At 50.2% G+C, this 16461-nt stretch carries 22 protein-coding genes and 1 pseudogene; 20 read left to right on the top strand and 3 right to left on the bottom strand.

What is annotated here, in order from left to right:
* The first annotated feature begins 42 nt into the window (after nt 1–42).
* Nucleotides 43–747, top strand: a complete 705-nt coding sequence (locus ACN0TT_RS08575) for a hypothetical protein (RefSeq protein ID WP_417761735.1) — start codon at nt 43–45, stop codon at nt 745–747.
* A gap of 217 nt (nt 748–964) precedes the next feature.
* Here ACN0TT_RS08575 and ACN0TT_RS08570 read toward each other — a convergent pair whose 3' ends face one another.
* Entirely contained in the window at nt 965–1972 is a 1008-nt protein-coding gene (locus ACN0TT_RS08570; RefSeq protein ID WP_417761734.1) for a phage portal protein, read from the bottom strand.
* Nucleotides 1972–3738 carry a terminase ATPase subunit family protein gene (locus ACN0TT_RS08565; protein WP_417761733.1) on the bottom strand — a complete coding sequence of 589 codons (1767 nt, stop codon included), beginning with the start codon at nt 3736–3738 and terminating at the stop codon, nt 1972–1974. The genes ACN0TT_RS08570 and ACN0TT_RS08565 overlap by 1 nt, the downstream gene beginning before the upstream one ends.
* A gap of 170 nt (nt 3739–3908) precedes the next feature.
* On the opposite strand from ACN0TT_RS08565, the gene ACN0TT_RS08560 reads away from it, so the two are divergent.
* The 12 genes and pseudogenes from ACN0TT_RS08560 to ACN0TT_RS08505 all read left to right on the top strand — a co-directional run bounded on the left by ACN0TT_RS08560 (nt 3909) and on the right by ACN0TT_RS08505 (nt 10093).
* Nucleotides 3909–4730 (top strand): GPO family capsid scaffolding protein, encoded by an 822-nt coding sequence (locus ACN0TT_RS08560; RefSeq protein ID WP_417761732.1) that lies wholly within the window; start codon nt 3909–3911, stop codon nt 4728–4730.
* A gap of 8 nt (nt 4731–4738) precedes the next feature.
* Nucleotides 4739–5749 (top strand): phage major capsid protein, P2 family, encoded by a 1011-nt coding sequence (locus tag ACN0TT_RS08555; RefSeq protein WP_417761731.1) that lies wholly within the window; start codon nt 4739–4741, stop codon nt 5747–5749.
* 3 nt (nt 5750–5752) lie between these two features.
* Entirely contained in the window at nt 5753–6433 is a 681-nt protein-coding gene (gene gpM, locus ACN0TT_RS08550; RefSeq protein WP_417761730.1) for a phage terminase small subunit, read from the top strand.
* 103 nt (nt 6434–6536) lie between these two features.
* Complete coding sequence (locus tag ACN0TT_RS08545) at nt 6537–6995, top strand: head completion/stabilization protein (protein WP_417761729.1); 459 nt, start codon at nt 6537–6539, stop codon at nt 6993–6995.
* Nucleotides 6996–7208, top strand: a complete 213-nt coding sequence (locus tag ACN0TT_RS08540; protein WP_417761728.1) for a tail protein X — start codon at nt 6996–6998, stop codon at nt 7206–7208.
* Between the two features lie 2 nt (nt 7209–7210).
* Nucleotides 7211–7582 carry a putative holin gene (locus tag ACN0TT_RS08535; RefSeq protein WP_417761727.1) on the top strand — a complete coding sequence of 124 codons (372 nt, stop codon included), beginning with the start codon at nt 7211–7213 and terminating at the stop codon, nt 7580–7582.
* Nucleotides 7579–7872, top strand: coding sequence for a phage holin family protein (locus tag ACN0TT_RS08530; RefSeq protein ID WP_417761726.1), 294 nt, complete (start codon nt 7579–7581; stop codon nt 7870–7872). Before ACN0TT_RS08535 ends, ACN0TT_RS08530 begins: the two co-directional genes overlap by 4 nt.
* An 8-nt stretch (nt 7873–7880) precedes the next feature.
* A complete protein-coding gene (locus ACN0TT_RS08525; protein WP_417761725.1) occupies nt 7881–8690 on the top strand; it encodes an N-acetylmuramidase domain-containing protein in 810 nt (269 codons plus the stop codon).
* Nucleotides 8683–9066: pseudogene (lysB, locus tag ACN0TT_RS08520) on the top strand (Rz-like lysis system protein LysB); the annotation flags it as partial. The gene ACN0TT_RS08525 and the pseudogene lysB, both read left to right, overlap by 8 nt.
* Nucleotides 8954–9214 carry an Rz1-like lysis system protein LysC gene (gene lysC, locus ACN0TT_RS08515; RefSeq protein WP_417761724.1) on the top strand — a complete coding sequence of 87 codons (261 nt, stop codon included), beginning with the start codon at nt 8954–8956 and terminating at the stop codon, nt 9212–9214. The pseudogene lysB and the gene lysC, both read left to right, overlap by 113 nt.
* Nucleotides 9207–9674, top strand: a complete 468-nt coding sequence (locus tag ACN0TT_RS08510) for a phage tail protein (protein ID WP_417761723.1) — start codon at nt 9207–9209, stop codon at nt 9672–9674. Before lysC ends, ACN0TT_RS08510 begins: the two co-directional genes overlap by 8 nt.
* Nucleotides 9656–10093 carry a phage virion morphogenesis protein gene (locus tag ACN0TT_RS08505; RefSeq protein ID WP_417761722.1) on the top strand — a complete coding sequence of 146 codons (438 nt, stop codon included), beginning with the start codon at nt 9656–9658 and terminating at the stop codon, nt 10091–10093. Before ACN0TT_RS08510 ends, ACN0TT_RS08505 begins: the two co-directional genes overlap by 19 nt.
* Nucleotides 10094–10106: 13 nt before the next feature.
* Here the strand turns inward: ACN0TT_RS08505 and ACN0TT_RS08500 are convergent, their stop codons facing one another.
* Complete coding sequence (locus tag ACN0TT_RS08500) at nt 10107–10541, bottom strand: hypothetical protein (protein WP_417761721.1); 435 nt, start codon at nt 10539–10541, stop codon at nt 10107–10109.
* A 108-nt stretch (nt 10542–10649) separates the two neighbouring features.
* Between ACN0TT_RS08500 and ACN0TT_RS08495 the strand changes: the two genes are divergently transcribed.
* The 7 genes from ACN0TT_RS08495 to ACN0TT_RS08465 all read left to right on the top strand — a co-directional run bounded on the left by ACN0TT_RS08495 (nt 10650) and on the right by ACN0TT_RS08465 (nt 16447).
* Nucleotides 10650–11258, top strand: a complete 609-nt coding sequence (locus ACN0TT_RS08495; RefSeq protein ID WP_417761720.1) for a phage baseplate assembly protein V — start codon at nt 10650–10652, stop codon at nt 11256–11258.
* The gene (locus tag ACN0TT_RS08490; RefSeq protein WP_417761719.1) at nt 11255–11584 is read left to right on the top strand and encodes a GPW/gp25 family protein; all 330 of its coding nucleotides are present in this window, start codon (nt 11255–11257) and stop codon (nt 11582–11584) included. The genes ACN0TT_RS08495 and ACN0TT_RS08490 overlap by 4 nt, the downstream gene beginning before the upstream one ends.
* A gap of 42 nt (nt 11585–11626) precedes the next feature.
* Nucleotides 11627–12619, top strand: a complete 993-nt coding sequence (locus ACN0TT_RS08485; RefSeq protein WP_417761718.1) for a baseplate assembly protein — start codon at nt 11627–11629, stop codon at nt 12617–12619.
* Nucleotides 12616–13146, top strand: a complete 531-nt coding sequence (locus tag ACN0TT_RS08480) for a phage tail protein I (RefSeq protein WP_417761717.1) — start codon at nt 12616–12618, stop codon at nt 13144–13146. Before ACN0TT_RS08485 ends, ACN0TT_RS08480 begins: the two co-directional genes overlap by 4 nt.
* On the top strand, nt 13143–14408 hold the full coding sequence (locus tag ACN0TT_RS08475) for a hypothetical protein (protein ID WP_417761716.1): 1266 nt from the start codon (nt 13143–13145) through the stop codon (nt 14406–14408). The genes ACN0TT_RS08480 and ACN0TT_RS08475 overlap by 4 nt, the downstream gene beginning before the upstream one ends.
* Before the next feature lie 12 nt (nt 14409–14420).
* Nucleotides 14421–14900 (top strand): hypothetical protein, encoded by a 480-nt coding sequence (locus tag ACN0TT_RS08470; RefSeq protein WP_417761715.1) that lies wholly within the window; start codon nt 14421–14423, stop codon nt 14898–14900.
* A gap of 122 nt (nt 14901–15022) precedes the next feature.
* The gene (locus ACN0TT_RS08465; RefSeq protein ID WP_417761714.1) at nt 15023–16447 is read left to right on the top strand and encodes a DUF2971 domain-containing protein; all 1425 of its coding nucleotides are present in this window, start codon (nt 15023–15025) and stop codon (nt 16445–16447) included.
* The last annotated feature ends 14 nt before the right edge of the window (nt 16448–16461 follow it).

The raw sequence follows: 16461 nt of genomic DNA, 5'->3' as shown, positions 1-16461 counted from the left end.
TCGCTAAAAATATGACCACGATTAACTACATAGAATAAATACGTGAACAATAATGATTTTGAACCACTTCTGGTTGATGGGAATAGCTATAAGATTGAGCATCTAAAGAATTTATCTTTAGTTCTTGGTGTGCAATTTAGTAACGCAGATACCAGACCCATAAAAGTTAATATGAGGCCTACAAATCACGTATTTTCACGAAAAGTCACAGACGAAGACTGGGTTAATAAAGCGGAACATCTAGAGAAAGGTGCATGGCTTACAAGCTACCAGCATCATCGTGGAAATTACCAACAAGTGCGGGATGATCCGCCTCAGGTGAAAGAGCACCGTATTTTCTGTGGTGTAAAATGGAATGATTCACTGTTGTTTCCCACGTTTGTGGAACAACTGGGAGCAAGTCCTGCACAAATCACTGTTCTAGCTAACACAGGGGACGACGGTACCTGTTTAAGTGGTCTTATTGAGATAGATGAAAGGCCTGATGAAATATACCTAGTATTTTTTTCGTTATATAAGGTGAACAGCAAAGAAGCTAACATGCTTATCGAATCAGCTTATTGTGTAGACAAAGCTGCTCACGAAAAGGCTAAACGCCTCTTAACTTATAGGGGGGAAGAGGCCAGACCATTCATCATCGTTTTACGAAATGTAATGGAAGGAAGGCTTCCTATGGAAGGTATGAAGAAGAGAAATAGCTCTTACAAACGAAAAAAGAAAAAGAAAAACGAAAAAGGCTCTGAATAATCAGAGCCTCTTCGAAAAACATAACTTCCGGATTACCTAGTTACGATGCGTCTTGCGCAAACACTAGCGTACATAACAACCCGACATTACTCGCCTGAAATGCCTTATAGCTAGCGGGCGGGGAGGATTTCACAATCCGACTTATTCTCCCTCTTACTTCCCCTTAAATGTATTAAAAGTTGACATAATCGTCAAGTTTTAATCATTAAATTCTGCTTTAAGCACTCGTCAAACTAAACGCTTTAAACCGAATGATCTGCTCGCCTGCCCAGTCGTTGATACTGAGCAGGTTTTGTCGGATGCACTCCAGTTCGTTGGCATCAAACACCTTGGCCGCCTTTTCTACATCCCCAAAACCGCCGGTGTTGTTGGGCATGATACCCATCAGTTGTGGTGGTACCCGATGGGCGCCTAGCTGGTCATCGCGCGATACGTTTTTAATCGATAAAAACTCGTCTTTGGCGGCGACCTCGGCAACGGGGATCAACTTCATGCCGTCTTTGTTGCCCCCGGGCGAATGTAAAAACAGGTTGCGGAAGTTACCCGGCCCTTTGCTCTCTTTCAGGCTCTTACGCAGTGCGTCCACATCTTGGTTATTCACGTTCGAGTCAGTCAGATACAAGATAAAGCCAGCATGGCTACCATTCTCGTAGTAGCGGCGCCGAAACAAGGTGGCCGATTCATTCAACAAGCTGGAGTTCATGCTCGCCACATAATCGGGCACGCCGTAAATCTCTTGGTTAATGTCGGCTTCCATCAGGTGAAACAGCTCGTTGGGGGCAAACTCCAGTTCATCGGCCAAGTTCGGTACCCACCAATATTGGTTTGGCTTTACCCCCACGCGGGTGTATTTGGCGGGGCTCACCTTATAGCTGGCGGTACCGCCAATACGGTTGGGGATGCGCTGCAGGTAAGCATTGCTAAAAATCAGCAAATCCATCACCAGTTTGGTGAACTCATGCAGCGATAATTTAGGATGCGGAATAAAGCATGCTTTGAGAATGTTGCGCTTCACTTGAATAGCTGAGGCGTGATGCACTGCGGCACGGTAGATACGCGCCAGCCCACTCATGGACAAGGGCGGCTCATACCATTTGCCGTTGCTCATGGCTTCCAAGTAGTCGTAAATCTCCCGCTGCGATAGCACCGGCATGGGCTCACCAAAGGTAAACGCCTCAATGCGGTTGCTAGGTTCGGTTGTGGCTTGTGTTGTCTCGGTTGACATCAGTCGTAAATCTCCATCATTGAGGTGTTGTCGTCGCTTACATCGAGCGGTTCGTTATACAGCGCGTGAATGGTGGCCCATGCAATATCGGCGTGGCTGGTTTCTTCACTGCGCGAAGATTCATAGGTCACCTGCCGTTGTGAAGCGGTCAGCGTTTTGCGGATCGACATAAACGCCTGCGCCAAGTCAGTCCAACCGGCATCAAACTCAAGCCGGCCTTTGCTGATCACGTCATAGGCTTTGATCACCATTTGCGATTTAAGCGAAGGGGTATAAAGGAACGGGGTTGCGGGGAAAAACTTCTTAACGAGCTGATAAACCGACTCACCCAGCCCGGTGGTATCGATACCAATAAAAGTGACGTTATAGCGTTTGGTCAGTTCACGGATTTGGTTGGCCTGCGCCTCAAAGTCCATACCCGCCCAGCGGTGCTTTTCAACAATACGGTGTTTACCACCATGCACTGCCGGCGGGCAAATGACCGAGCAGCCGGCACTATCACCCTGCCCACCTTTAGCGGGATCGTAACCAATCCACACTTCACGCGTGCCCATCGGCCGTGGCGCAAACGGTTTGTAATCGGTCCACACTTCCCACGCATCCACCATACAGCGCTGCATGATTTGCATCGGGAACACAGACTGCGAATCATCAATAAACTCGCACATCAGCAGGTTTTGATATTCTTCGGGGCTGTATTCCAGATGCAGCGTAGCGGGATCAAACAAGTCACAGCCCTGCCTTACCGCATCATCAATGGTCACCACTTGGCGCCATTGGCTATCTTCACATTCACGGCCATTGGCTAGCGCTTGGTGGCTCACATCCAATTCAATGCGTTCTGCTTTCGGGCGGCCACGGTTAAAGAGCGCGCCAGACCAAAACGGGTACGCATCATGGTTCAGCGATGACGGGGTAGAAAAGTAGGTCTGACGCCATTTCTTATGCATCGCCATACCTGATGCCACCTTGCGAAACTCTTGGAACTTGTGGATCCAAAAGTATTCATCCAAATACAAGTTGCCATGGTATGACTGCGCGGTACGGGCGTTGGTACCGAGAAAATACAAAATGGCACCATTGGCTAACACAATCGGATCGCCGCTTAACTCAACCCCCGCGACATCGCGGGCGAACGCCAAAATGTACTGCTTAAATACATGCGCCTGCGCTTTACTGGCTGAAAGGAAAATCTGATTACGCCCGGTATCAATCGCATCAAGCAGCGCCTCGTGGGCAAAATAATAAGTGGCGCCGATTTGGCGTGATTTCAGAATGTTGCGAATACGCTGGGTTAAACCGGCGCGATACCAGCCGCGCTGGTATTCAAACATCTGCTGGTTGAACGCATCCCACAGCAGGTTTCGCTGCTCTTCAGTGATTTCATTTTTTACCGGCTTGCGTTTCTCGCCGGCGTTGCGGTTATGCACCTTGGGGTTTAAGTCGGCCTCATTGCCACCATTCTGGTAGCGAGTGATCCGCGCAATGCGCTCCAGTTGCCGGCCCAGCAAGTCCATCTCTTTAAAATCGCGGCCCTCTTTATCGGGCTTGGCAATCAACTGCACCATGCGCATTTCTAGCGCCGCATCTACGCGGTCAATCGGCTTGGCTTCGTCCCAGCCATCGCGCTTTTTCCACGATGACACGGTAGTTTCAGGCACATCCAAATGCTGGCTAATTTCCCGCACGTACCAACCTTGCCAATACAGGTGTTTGGCTTGCTGGCGCGGGCTGGTTTGCGGCTCATAGATAGCAACTTCAGGCATAACAACTCTAGGCAGTAACACAATGCAGCCAGTGTAAAAGCGCCGTTGCCAGAGTTTTCGCTGTGGGTGCGGTAGCTGCTAGGTGTCACCCTCCCACCGCGTTGACCCATTCACCCCACCTTTTGACCATAGCAACAGTTAATACCGAGCCACACAGCCAAAGGGTTACCATGAAAAAGTCCAAATTCTTTCGAGTGTTTACAGAAGGCGACACCACCGACGGCCGCGAGATCCAACGTAACTGGATTGAAGAAATTGTCGAAGGCTACAACACCGCTAAATATGGCGCGCGTGTTTGGTTAGAGCATATTCGCGGCATTCTGCCCGAATCCCCATTTAAAGCCTATGGCGATGTTACCGCCGTTAAAGCGGAAGAAGTCGAAGACGGTAAGCTGGCGCTGTTTGCGCAAATCTCCCCAACGGATGATTTGCTGGCAATGAACAAAGCCCGCCAGAAAATCTATACCTCAGTGGAAATCGATCCCAACTTTGCCAAGTCTGGCAAATGCTATCTCACCGGTTTAGCGGTCACCGACTCGCCGGCGTCCCTCGGTACCGAAATGCTGGCATTTTCTGCCAAGAGTGAGCACAACCCACTGGCCTCACGTAAACAAAAGCCCGACAACCTGTTTACTGCTGCCGTAGAAACCACCCTTGAGTTTGAAGATGACGAACCGCAAACCTCGGGCTTGTTCTCGCGCGTTAAAGCCCTGCTGGGTAAATCGAATAAAGCCACCGATGCCGAGTTTAGCGAAGTGCATCAAGCGGTCGAAGCCATTGCCCAAACAGCGGCTGATACCGAAACCGCACAAACGCAGCTACAGCAGCAATTTGCCAGCCAGCAAAACACCCTCACCAAGTTCACCACTGAGCTGGAACAACTCACCGCCAACTTCGATGAGCTTAAACAGCAGTTGGACAAAGAACCCGGTCACCACAGCCAGCGCAAGCCAGCAAGCGGTGGCGATAACTCAGTAAAAACCGATTGCTAGGAGTCCCCATGCGCAACGAAACCCGTCAACTCTTTAACGCCTATGCCGCGCAACTGTGCGCGCTAAATGGCGTCGACAGCACTAACACCAAATTCACTGTGGCGCCTAGCGTGCAGCAAACGCTTGAAACTCGCATGCAAGAAAGCTCTGAGTTTCTTACCCGCATCAACATCGTGCCAGTGAATGAACAAAGCGGCGAAAAACTGGGGCTTGGCATCAATAGCACCATTGCCAGCACCACCGACACCACCAAACAAGATCGCCAAGTCATCGACCCAACCGATTTGGACGCGGCCGGCTACGAGTGCACCAAAACCAATTTCGATACCGCACTGCGCTACAGCAAAATCGATATGTGGGCCAAGTTCCAAGACTTCCAAGCGCGCATTCGTGACACCATCTTGAAGCGCCAAGCACTTGACCGCATCATGATTGGCTTTAACGGCACTAGCCGCGCGGCCACCTCAGATCGTGCCAAGTACCCTCTGCTGCAAGATGTGAATATCGGCTGGCTACAAAAAATCCGTCAATACGCGCCACAACGTCACATGAAAGAAGTGGTCGCAGATTCTGGCAAAATCATCATCGGTACCGACTACGCCAACCTTGATGCACTGGTGTTCGACATGGTGAATAACCTGATTGAACCTTGGTACCAAGACGACACCGAGCTGGTCGCCATTTGTGGCCGCAAGCTGTTGGCCGATAAATACTTCCCTATCGTGAACCAAAATCACGCGCCAACTGAAACCATCGCGGCGGATTTGATCATCAGCCAAAAACGCCTGGGCGGTTTGCCTGCTGTACGTGTGCCGAGCTTCCCAGCCAACGGCATTTTGGTGACCCGCATGGATAACCTCAGCCTGTATTGGCAAGAAGGCGCGCGCCGCCGTCATATCATCGACAATCCAAAACGTGATCAGATTGAAAACTACGAATCATCGAACGATGCCTACGTAATTGAAGATTATGGCTGTGCCGCCTTTGCCGAAAACATCGAGTTTAAGCAGGGAGCCTAACCAATGACCTCACCAGCACAAGCCCATCGTGATCGAGTGCTGGCGGCTAAACGTGGCGGGGATAACCCCGCCTTAGATGCTAAAGCTGCCAACCTGTATGAAATGATGTTGATGCAACTCACCGAGCACCGCCGCGCCTTAAAAACGCTGCAATCCATCGATCGCAAAATTCAAGCTAAGCGCCAGTTCTTACCGCAGTACGCACCGTATTTAGAAGGCGTATTAACGGCCAACACCGGCCAGCAAGATGAAGTGCTCACCACCGTGATGCTGTGGGATATCGATGTGGGCGACATTGCCGCCGCGCTTAAACTTGGCAGTTATGCCATCCAGCACGATTTAACCATGCCCGATCGCTTTGAACGTGGCCTGCCCTGCACCTTTGCCGAAGAGGTGGCCGATGTGGCTGCTCGCCTGCGTGACAGTGATAACGCCATCAGCAGTGAGTTAATCGCCCAAGTGATTAGTATCACCAAAGACAGCGATATGTACGACGAAGTACGCGCCAAACTTTATCGCGCCTATGGCGAAGCCTTAGAAGCCGAAGAGCAACTGCAGCCCGCCTTTGATGCCTACCAAACCGCACTCAAATACAACGAGAAAGTGGGCGTTAAAAAGCTAATGGAAAAGCTCAGCCGCACCTTACAAAACCAACAGCCAGACAGCGGAAATACCGCTAGCTAACCGAGCGACCACGCGCACCGGACGGCGCCAGCCTAATGAATCGTTCATAAGTTCATGATGGCTGGCCCACCGTCCACCTACGCGATACAGCGGAGGCCATCAAATGAGTTTTATTGCCACAGCGCCCGCCAGTGAAGGCACCGTCACTAACGATGGCTTTTGGCCGGCCATCAACCTCGAACAACTGCAGCTCACCATGCGCCTAGATGGCACCGTCACCGCTGAGCGACTGCAACATGCCACCATTAACGCAGTGATTTTAGCCAATCGCGACTTAGCCAGTTGGCAGCAAGCCCAGCGCGACAAAGGCTATGCCGCACTCGATGCGGTACCGGCGCGCAGCATTAATGGCACATCCGAACTGCAATACCTCTACTTGCGCGCGGTGTACTGCCTCACTAAAGCCAACCTCAATGAACGTTATAGCGATTACGACAGCACCGCCGCCAAAGTCGGTGATGATGATGCGCAGCAATCAACGGTTAACGACCTCAAGCGTGATGCCGCCTTTGCCATTCGTGACTTGATGGGCTTAACGCACGTGACCGTGGAGCTGATCTAAATGCCGCTCACCGTCTACAGCCAGCAAGGCGATACCGTGGATGCCATTTGCCAACGCCACTTTGGTTATACGCAAAACGTCACCGAAGCCACCTTAACGCTAAACCCGCATCTCGCCAGTAAAGGCCCAGTGTTGCCGCTCGGTACCACGGTGCTTTTGCCTGAGGTGGCGCCCGCGCCTGCCCGTTCTTCCAGCATTAACCTATGGGATTAACCATGAGCGAACCAATTACTACATCCACCGCCACCAGTTATGTGCTTACTGCTGGGCTGCTCACCATGTTGCCAGGCATTGATTCCGGCATTGTCATTGGCGCCTTTACGGGCTCACTGCTGTTTATCATCAGCGATGACAGCTCAGGCCATTGGCGCAAAGCCGCGCTGTTTATCGCGTCATTTTTGGGCGGTCTGTTATGCGCCCAATGGGCGGCTAATGCGCTGAGTTTACTGCTCCCCAGCGCCATGCCGGTCAATCCCGCGATGGCGGCCATCATCGCTGCTGCCAGTGTGGTGCGCCTGCTGCAAAAGCTCACCAGCGAACCCGATACCTTGCTTGATTTCATTCGCTCACTCAGGGGGAAGAAATGACCATATTAAACGCCCTAATCTGCCTCGCCATTGCTCTGCGCCTCGCGCTGTTTGTCAAAAGCGGCTACCGACCATGGATTTCATGGCTGGCCTACCTGCTCACCGTGGCCTGTGGCAGCCAAGCCATCATCGCACTGCTGCATGTGGGCTGCGCTACCCATTGGAGTGTGCTGCTCACTAACGCGGTGTTGGCCGTGCTGGTATTTAGCAGCAATGGCAATTTGGCCGAGTTGTTTAAATCCAGCGCCCGTTATTCACGCATCAGCCAAGTGTTGCTTGGCAAACGCTAGGAGGATTTATGAAATTAGTGATTGGCAGCAAAGGCCATCAAGTGAAATGGCTGCAACAGCAGCTAGTGAATGCAGGGTTTGCATTAGCGGTCGATGGCGACTTTGGCGCCAACACCCAAACCGCCGTGTTTAACTACCAAGTGAGTCACGATTTGCCACCGGTGGGTTATGCCGGCAAACGCACGGTAGACAGTCTCACCAACAAACACGAGCCGCGCTCACTCACGCTATCCGATATCAGCAAAGCGGCTAGCCAACTCGATGTTGATACCGCCAGCCTGTGCGCCGTGGCAGATGTGGAATCTCAAGGCAGTGGCTTTTTTGATAACGGCAAAGCGGTGATTTTGTATGAGCGCCATATCTTCTATCGCCAAGTAGCGGCGACTGACCAAGCCCAAGCCGATGCACTGGCCGAACGCTACCCCAACTTGTGCAACAGCAAGCCCGGTGGTTATATCGGCGGCGTCAATGAATACAGCCGCCTACGCAATGCCGCCCGCATTGATATGGATGCAGCGATTGAAGCCTGTAGCTGGGGCATGTTCCAAATCATGGGCATGCACTGGCAATTGTTGGGCTTTGCGTCGGCACTCGCGATGAGCCGCGCCATGAATGCCAGCGAAGCCGAGCAGCTTAACGCGCTGGTGAAATTCATTAGCGCCGATAGCAAACTGCACCAAGCGCTGCAGCAACATAAATGGAGCGAGTTTGCCAAACGCTACAACGGCTCTAACTATCAGGCCAACAGCTATGACATCAAGCTGGCCCGCAGTTATCAGCAACTAGCGGCACTACTCAAGGCCAACGGCCATGAATAAGGGGCTACTTGCTGGCGCCATCTATGCGCTGCTGAGTTTGGCCGCACTGTACTGGCTTTATAGCGATTTGCTGGAAACGCGCGAGCGTGCCGGCAAGTTAGAGTTAGCCGTTGCCCAGTCCCAGCAAAGTATCGATGCCATCCAAAAGACCGCCAAGCAGAATCAAGCGGCACAAGCCGCGCTGCAACAAAGTCTGAGTGACGCCAGTACCCTCGCCGCTCAGCAATCTCAACAATTGGAGCAACTCAAACATGACTTTGCTGATGTTAAAGCGTGGGCTGATACTCCTCTGCCCGCTGCTGTTATCCGCTTGCGCCAGCGGCCTGCAATTACCGGCAGCGCCGCCTATCGACAATGGCTGTCCACGCGTGATCCCCTGCGCGCTTCCGCCAGCGAACCCAAAGAGCAACGAAGGGCTAAGTGATGAAGTCGACCAACTCGAACAAGCGTGGCACGCCTGCGCCGCGCAAGTCGATATGATTGTGGACTGCCAACGCCAGCAGGAGCAAAGCCAACATGAATAAGCCCCAACAACTGCGCGAACTTCTCAGCCAAGCAGTGCCGCACCTGCGCCATCACCCAGAAGCGCTGCATATCTTTGTGGAGAACGGCAACATCATCGCCACCGCCGCCAAAGGCAACCTCAGCTATGAGTACCAATTTAACTGCATCATTGTGGTGACGGATTACCGCGCCCACGCGGATAGTCTGATTGTGCCGATTTTGGGCTGGCTAGCGACCGAGCAACCCGAGCTGCTGAGCAATCCCGATAAACGCGCCAATGGCTTTAAGTTTCGCGCTGAGCTGATTAACCACACCACATGCGATATTGAAATCACCCTAGCACTCACCGAACGCGTCAAAGTGAGCGAGCAAAACGGCAACCTCACCGCCGAGCATCTGCCCGAACCACAGTTTGATGAAACCGGCGATTACACCTTGTACACCAACCAAGAGCTATCACCATGGCCGCCGACAGCTTAAACCACCTCAACGACCAGCTTGATGGGCTGATTGCTGCGCTATCACCACAAGCGCGCAAACAGCTAGCCAAACAGATCGCCACTACTCTGCGAAAATCCCAAGCGCAGCGCATCAAGGCCAACAAGAACCCAGACGGCAGCACCTACATAGAGCGCAAACCGCAACCGGGACACATCAAACGCAAACTGATGTTTCAAAAATTGGTGCGCAGTAAATGGCTTAAGCTGCAAACCACAGCTAACGCGGCCACGGTAGGTTTCACGCCAACTATCAGCCGCATGGTACGCGAGCACCAATACGGGCTAAGGGGGAGATTGGAAGGTTATATCGAAGTGCAATACCCGCAGCGTGAGCTGCTGGGGTTTACTAAGGAAGAACTAGCAGTAGTGGAAGAACTGCTTCTGGATTGGTTGAAGTAACTATGTCTGTTACTCACTCAGAGAATAGAAACATTCTCGCTCCCCACAGTAATAATGGGGCTAAAAAAGTAAGTACAACTAATATACTTTTCACTAAATAGTCATTATTTACTTTTGCTACAACGCATCTTATGTGTTTTATATTCGAAACTTTGCTTGGCATTGCACCATTATCAAATCTTTCATAAAAATTATTATCAGGTTGGCGTACATACTTTAAGTCACTGACACACTCAGTTAACAGCTTAAATGATGAAAGATATAGCAGTATCAATCCTATACTGAATGCAATCATTAAGTATGTAACATTTGAATCATGATAAAAAAAAGCGCCAATAAAACCTAATAAGACCAAAGATATTATTAAGAAGCACCGAGGTTTAGTTCGATTAACAATAAAATAAAAAATTTTAATCCAGATAATTCCATCTCGGTCACTATATTTCATCAAATAGTCTATCCTCAGAGCGTTGCATTTCTAATGGGTAACATACTCTAGTCCAGTCACCCCCACAACTACTTGCCTCGCTGATTTACAGCCCCGACCATGATGGCTATGAACGCCATCACACTTATTGCTGACCTACGTCGGCGCATTGATAACCTGCTGCGCTTGGGCACTGTTGAAGAAGTCCGAGCCGGTGAGTGCCGCGTTAAATCTGGCGAATTGCTCACAAACTGGCGCCCGTATCTTACCCATCGTGCAGGCTCTGCCCGCACCAGTTGGCGCCCAACCAAGGGCGAGCAAGTATTGCTGCTGTCACTCTCTGGTGATGTCACCAACGCCTACGTGTTGCAGGCATTAAATTGTGATGCGTTCCCTGAACCTGACGATCACCCTACCCGCCACCGCACGGTTTACCCTGATGGCGCCGTCATCGAGTACGACCCCGAAGCCAGCGCGCTCACCGCCAAAGGTATTAAAACCGCACTGGTTAACGCCTCAGAGCAAGTCACCATCGACACACCTAACGCCGACTTTACCGGTAACCTCACCGTGGCGAAAAAGCTCACGGTTAACCAAGGCGCCGCCATTAAAGGTGCGATTGATCATCAAGGCAAACTCACCAACAAAGGTGGCGCCAACATTGATGGTATTGAGTTTGGTGGTCATAAACATGGTGGTGTGCAATCGGGTGGCAGCATGACAGGAGGCCCACAGTGAACGTGACCACAGGCCGCAGTATTTCAACCCGCGCCCATATCAGCCAAAGCATTCAAGACATTCTCTGTACGCCCATTGGTAGCCGCGTAATGCGCCGCAACTATGGCTCAGCGCTATTTCAATTGATTGACCAACCACAGCACGGTGCTACCCGCTTGCGCTTGATGGCCGCCACGGTGGATGCCCTAACCCAATGGGAACCGCGGATCCAAATCAATGCGGTCGCGCTCGATAGCCAAGCCCTTAATGGCAAGCTTGCCATTACGTTGGATGTACAGCGCACCGATACCCAAACCGATGAACAGTTTCAAGTGAACTACGGCTAACCCAAGCCCAACCACTTAGCACCAACCGCAAAGGTTTAGCTCATGAGCGTTATTAATTTAAACCAACTTCCGCCCCCTAATGTTGTTGAGCCGCTGGATTACGAAACCATCTTAACCAGCATGCAAACGGCACTGACTGATCTCGACCCCAACCTAAGTGAGGTACTCGCGTTAGAGTCTGAGCCCATTAATAAGCTGCTGCAGATTGTGGCCTATCGGGAAATCCTACTACGGCAGCGGGTGAACGATGCCGCCAAGGCGGTGATGTTGGCTTACGCCATTGATAGCGACTTAGATAATTTGGCGGCCTTGCTTGGCGTAACAAGGTTGGTGATTGATGCCGGTGATCCTGATGCTGTGATCCCAGTGCCTGCCACCTATGAAAGTGATGAAGCCTTTCGCCAGCGTATTTTGCTTTCGCTCGATGGCTTATCAGTCGCCGGCCCTGCCCGCGCTTATATCTATCATGCACTCAGTGTTGATGGCCGCGTACTGGATGCCAGCGTGGAAAGCCCCACCTTTGCCACCTATGCGTTAACCGACGAACTGGCGGCGCAGCTCCCCGACAACGTGATGGTGCTGCAATGCACCTACAATGCGGGGCTAAGTTCACCCCGCCCCGGTGATGTAGCGGTAACCGTATTAGCACGCGATGGCACCGGCGCACCATCACAAGAGCTGGTCGATACCGTCAACACCCGGCTATCGGGTGAAGATTTACGCCCACTGACCGATAACGTGCACACTCGCGGCGCCAGTATTGTGAATTACCAAATTGATGCACTGCTTTACACCTTTGCGGGGCCAGATCCAACGGTGGTGGTCACTTCCGCCATTGCAGCAGTGAATGTCTACATTGATGACAACCGCCGCTTAGGCCGCAGCATTACGCTATCAGGCTTATATGCCGCGCTACACGTGGGCGGCGTGCAACGTGTTGAACTGCTATCGCCTACTGAGGACGTGCATTGCAACGTCAACCAAGCCGCCTACTGTGACAACATCAATGTGACTTATGGAGGCATTGCTCAATGAGTGATTCACTGTTGCCACCTAACACCACTCCATTAGAGCGCCGGCTTGAACGTGTATTAACCCGCGCCACTGATTTACCCACACCGCTGCGCGATTTATGGAACCCCGACAGTTGCCCCACCAAGCTGCTGCCGTGGCTTGCGTGGTCGCTTGGGGTAACCACGTGGAAATCCTACTGGCCCGAGTCAGTACGCCGCAGCATTTTACGCACCGCCATTGATACCAAGCGCCGCCAAGGCACGGCGTTATCTGTTCGCACGGTGGTGGAATCTTTCGGCGCTGCAGTCGCATTGCGCGAACCTCGCAACGGCGCACCGCACCATTTTGAAATCACTATCAATGCCCCCGATATGGATGGCGACAGCATCACCGCGCAGTTTCAGCAAGACATTGTTGATGAAGTAACGCGCGTTAAACCCGCGCGCTCTTACATGACCGTCAACGCCTCATTAAAAGCCGCTGCAGGTATCACCATCGCTACCGCTGGCCGTGCTGGCATCTATCGCCGTTTGGAGTTAACACAATGAATATCATCATCACTGATGCAGGGCGCGCAGCGCTTATCAACGCACAAAACAACGGTACCAACGCCGTTAAGTTAACGCAGATCGCCATTAGCGATAGCAACTACACCGCCACGGCGGCAGATACCAGCCTGCCGACTGAAATTAAACGGCTCGATACCTTCGCTGGCGAGTTGGTAGCGGCCGATACCATTCATGTGACTATTCGGGATGAATCACTAGACGTTTACAGCATGCGCGCCTTTGGGCTACTCAGTGACGATGGCACCTTGATTGCTGTGTATTCTCAAGCGTCAGCCATTGTTGAGAAAACCGCTGGCTCCGTGGCATTGCTGGCGGTAGACATTAAGCTGGATAGAGCCGATGCCACCAATATTGAGATTGTCGGTGATGCCGGCTTTATGCTGCCACCGGGCAGCGCCTTAGTGGCTGGTCTGCTCAAACTCACCGGTGAAGATACGCCGCTGGATGATACTAGCCGCGCCACTCACAGCCTGCGGGTAACCCAGATGCTTAATCAACGCATTGGTGATACCAACCCCGATGATGTGGCCCATTGGACCGCCGCATGGAGTTGGGGCAATCATGCGCTTGCGGGTTACATGGTCGCTGGTACCGCTGATAATCAAGTGCGTTCCAATGCGCAACTCGATGGCCGCTATGTACAGCAAACTACGCTTGGCAATGCCAACGGGGTGGCAACCTTAGATAGCAACGCCAAAATCCCGCTCAGTCAGATCAGCGATACCGTATTGGGCCAAGTGGAGTACCAAGGGCTGTGGAACCCCACCACTAATGAACCAGCATTGCCCACTACCCCTGCCAAAAAAGGGGATTACTACATTGTTAGCCAAGCCGGCGCGCGTTTTGGCCTCAACTTTGAGGTGGGTGACTGGCTGATCTCCAATGGTGATAAGTGGGATAAAGTCGACAACACTGATGCGGTATCATCCGTTAATGGCCGAACCGGCCACGTCATCTTAACCGCTGCCGATGTTGGCGCGGCCGCATCATCCCACAGCCACAGTTGGGGTCAACTATCGGGTATTCCGGCCTATGCCAGCCGCTGGCCGTCATGGGGTGAAGTCAGTGGCAAGCCAAGCACATTCACACCGGCAGGCCATAACCACTCTGCTGCCAATATTACCTCGGGCACACTCGCTGGCGCCCGCTTACCCATGGCAACAAACGCCACCCAAGGTGCGGTAAAAATGCGTATCAGCGGCACCACTTTGTATATTCGTAACGATGGCGCAAACGCCTAAGGAGTTGAGCACATGGCGCTAGTTGTTTGTGGTGTCACCATTCCAACAGATTCGGGTACCGTCTACGCCAACGGCCAAGAAATGGACAAGGTTTATGCCAACGGCGTGTTGGTGTGGCAGAAACAACCTTGGGATGGCACGCTAGCGTTCCTTGATGCTGCGTATACCGACGATGGCAGGGGCAGTGTCCACAAAATGGCGATCTACTTTTACGCCAGCGGCTATGTTGAGGCCTATTACGGTGGCACCACTTATGTCACCGGTATTGGTAATTGGAGCGGCCAATTTGCCAACATGAACAACACCGAGATCCGCTTTGTGGTGATCAGCAAGAGCGGCACAACCAGCAATCCATCTTCAGCGTGGCAACCATTAACGGCACAAAAGGAAATCTCCGCGTCTGCCGGCGGCAAACTAACGGTACGAGTGGAACTGCGGCAAGTGGATAACCCTGATTCGGTGATTAGTGTAGTGACTACTCTGACGGCTTAAATTCAAAAAGAGATAAGAGATATCTAGCAGTCCTGTCTGATTTAAGAATGACTTTCTTGCTATGGTCGGTGTGATCGTGTTATGCATAATTTTACAACTGGTTGTCGAATGAGATATACAACGTGGTGGAAATTAGTACATTCTATCGTTTTCGAAGCATAAACAGATTATTGGGGGAGTTTAAGGAACTTGAAAAACAATCAATTTTCTTTGCCCCTCCGGAAATCCTAAATGATCCCGTAGAAGGTTTCAAAGACATCTATTGGCAAGGTGATGAAATTTTATGGCGAAATCTTTTTAATCACTACTTACTTTGCTTAATGAATTTGTGCTTAGGATTTCAAATCCAAAACAATGAATTTGATTTAAATAAAAATCTAGACACCTGTTTAACCATCGACGACTTAAATAACAACTTCAAAGATGAATTTTCAATAATTTCAGAACAATTCCTCAACAGCAAACACTTAAAAATACTGATAACTGGAATATCTAACCATAGAAAAAAAGTTGATAAAAGTGAACTCCAATTCTATCTCAAAGCAGTCCATTTCCTTGCTTTGCATTGCATATATGAAAGACTTTCAGAAATAACAAAAAAAATCACAAACCCATTCAAAAAATGTGAATTACCCTTCCTAGGTAAGATAGATGAATCGCTATTTTCCACAATCCAACAATTAGAAGAAAAACATGGCGAACAAAAATTAAGAGAGTTGTTTTTTAGAGATAGTTTTTTCTCAGAGCAAATGGAACTTATGAACGTACTTTCACATGAAATTTCTAACGTTAAAAGAACTCTGTTTACAACTGCTTTTTGTGGGTTGTATATCAAAAAACTAGAAAATTTGATGTTTCCTGATTGGTTTACGGCCTGTTTCATGAGCAAATGTTCAAACTCATCTGTATGGGGAAATTACGGAGATAATCATAAAGGAGTCTGTATGATTTTTTCTGCCGAATTTGATAAAGATGGAAATAATATTATCCAGCTAAACAATGCTATACGAGGATGGGGGGTTAACGGTGCACTAAAGGGAAAATGTCCGTTTAAATTTCATCCTATTAAATACAAGAACAAATACCACGCACTTAATTTTTTCGAATCTATAGCTCAAATACCTGAGCCAGCCATATATAAAAACTGGTTTTCATGGAATGGCATCACCAGCCCTTCAGCTCAAAAATACACCGAAAAATGGAGAAAATCACACTGGAACAACTTCTACAAATCTGTGACTCAAAAAACAAAAGATTGGAAATACGAGAATGAGTACAGGCTGTTAATATGTAACATGTCCGGGAGTTATTCAAAAAATGATACAACATTAGAATATGATTTTAAAAGTTTAAAAGGGATTATATTCGGAATCAACACCTCCGACAAAGACAAAGCTAAAATCATTGAAATCATTGAAAAAAAGGTTCAAGAAAACGCTCATTATAATTTCAAGTTCTATCAAGCATACTACTGCCGAGAAAGTGGTGAAATTAAGCATTACGAAATTTCTTTCCTAAATTTCAGAAACAGTAATAAAACTCAATAAGATGTTAATTAAAA

This window comes from Shewanella sp. (assembly GCF_048265805.1).
Taxonomy (GTDB): domain Bacteria; phylum Pseudomonadota; class Gammaproteobacteria; order Enterobacterales; family Shewanellaceae; genus Shewanella.
The sequence above is the reverse complement of the archived record's forward strand: the minus strand, read 5'-3'. Positions and strand labels throughout refer to the sequence as shown.

Bases quoted from the DNA above. Each gene is read 5' to 3' on its own strand.
- ACN0TT_RS08570 (WP_417761734.1), bottom strand. From the start codon at position 1,972: ATGTCAACCGAGACAACACAAGCCACAACCGAACCTAGCAACCGCATT.
- ACN0TT_RS08565 (WP_417761733.1), bottom strand. From the start codon at position 3,738: ATGCCTGAAGTTGCTATCTATGAGCCGCAAACCAGCCCGCGCCAGCAA.
- ACN0TT_RS08560 (WP_417761732.1), top strand. From the start codon at position 3,909: ATGAAAAAGTCCAAATTCTTTCGAGTGTTTACAGAAGGCGACACCACC.
- ACN0TT_RS08555 (WP_417761731.1), top strand. From the start codon at position 4,739: ATGCGCAACGAAACCCGTCAACTCTTTAACGCCTATGCCGCGCAACTG.
- gpM (WP_417761730.1), top strand. From the start codon at position 5,753: ATGACCTCACCAGCACAAGCCCATCGTGATCGAGTGCTGGCGGCTAAA.
- ACN0TT_RS08545 (WP_417761729.1), top strand. From the start codon at position 6,537: ATGAGTTTTATTGCCACAGCGCCCGCCAGTGAAGGCACCGTCACTAAC.
- ACN0TT_RS08540 (WP_417761728.1), top strand. From the start codon at position 6,996: ATGCCGCTCACCGTCTACAGCCAGCAAGGCGATACCGTGGATGCCATT.
- ACN0TT_RS08535 (WP_417761727.1), top strand. From the start codon at position 7,211: ATGAGCGAACCAATTACTACATCCACCGCCACCAGTTATGTGCTTACT.
- ACN0TT_RS08530 (WP_417761726.1), top strand. From the start codon at position 7,579: ATGACCATATTAAACGCCCTAATCTGCCTCGCCATTGCTCTGCGCCTC.
- ACN0TT_RS08525 (WP_417761725.1), top strand. From the start codon at position 7,881: ATGAAATTAGTGATTGGCAGCAAAGGCCATCAAGTGAAATGGCTGCAA.
- lysC (WP_417761724.1), top strand. From the start codon at position 8,954: ATGTTAAAGCGTGGGCTGATACTCCTCTGCCCGCTGCTGTTATCCGCT.
- ACN0TT_RS08510 (WP_417761723.1), top strand. From the start codon at position 9,207: ATGAATAAGCCCCAACAACTGCGCGAACTTCTCAGCCAAGCAGTGCCG.
- ACN0TT_RS08505 (WP_417761722.1), top strand. From the start codon at position 9,656: ATGGCCGCCGACAGCTTAAACCACCTCAACGACCAGCTTGATGGGCTG.
- ACN0TT_RS08500 (WP_417761721.1), bottom strand. From the start codon at position 10,541: ATGAAATATAGTGACCGAGATGGAATTATCTGGATTAAAATTTTTTAT.
- ACN0TT_RS08495 (WP_417761720.1), top strand. From the start codon at position 10,650: ATGAACGCCATCACACTTATTGCTGACCTACGTCGGCGCATTGATAAC.
- ACN0TT_RS08485 (WP_417761718.1), top strand. From the start codon at position 11,627: ATGAGCGTTATTAATTTAAACCAACTTCCGCCCCCTAATGTTGTTGAG.
- ACN0TT_RS08480 (WP_417761717.1), top strand. From the start codon at position 12,616: ATGAGTGATTCACTGTTGCCACCTAACACCACTCCATTAGAGCGCCGG.
- ACN0TT_RS08475 (WP_417761716.1), top strand. From the start codon at position 13,143: ATGAATATCATCATCACTGATGCAGGGCGCGCAGCGCTTATCAACGCA.
- ACN0TT_RS08470 (WP_417761715.1), top strand. From the start codon at position 14,421: ATGGCGCTAGTTGTTTGTGGTGTCACCATTCCAACAGATTCGGGTACC.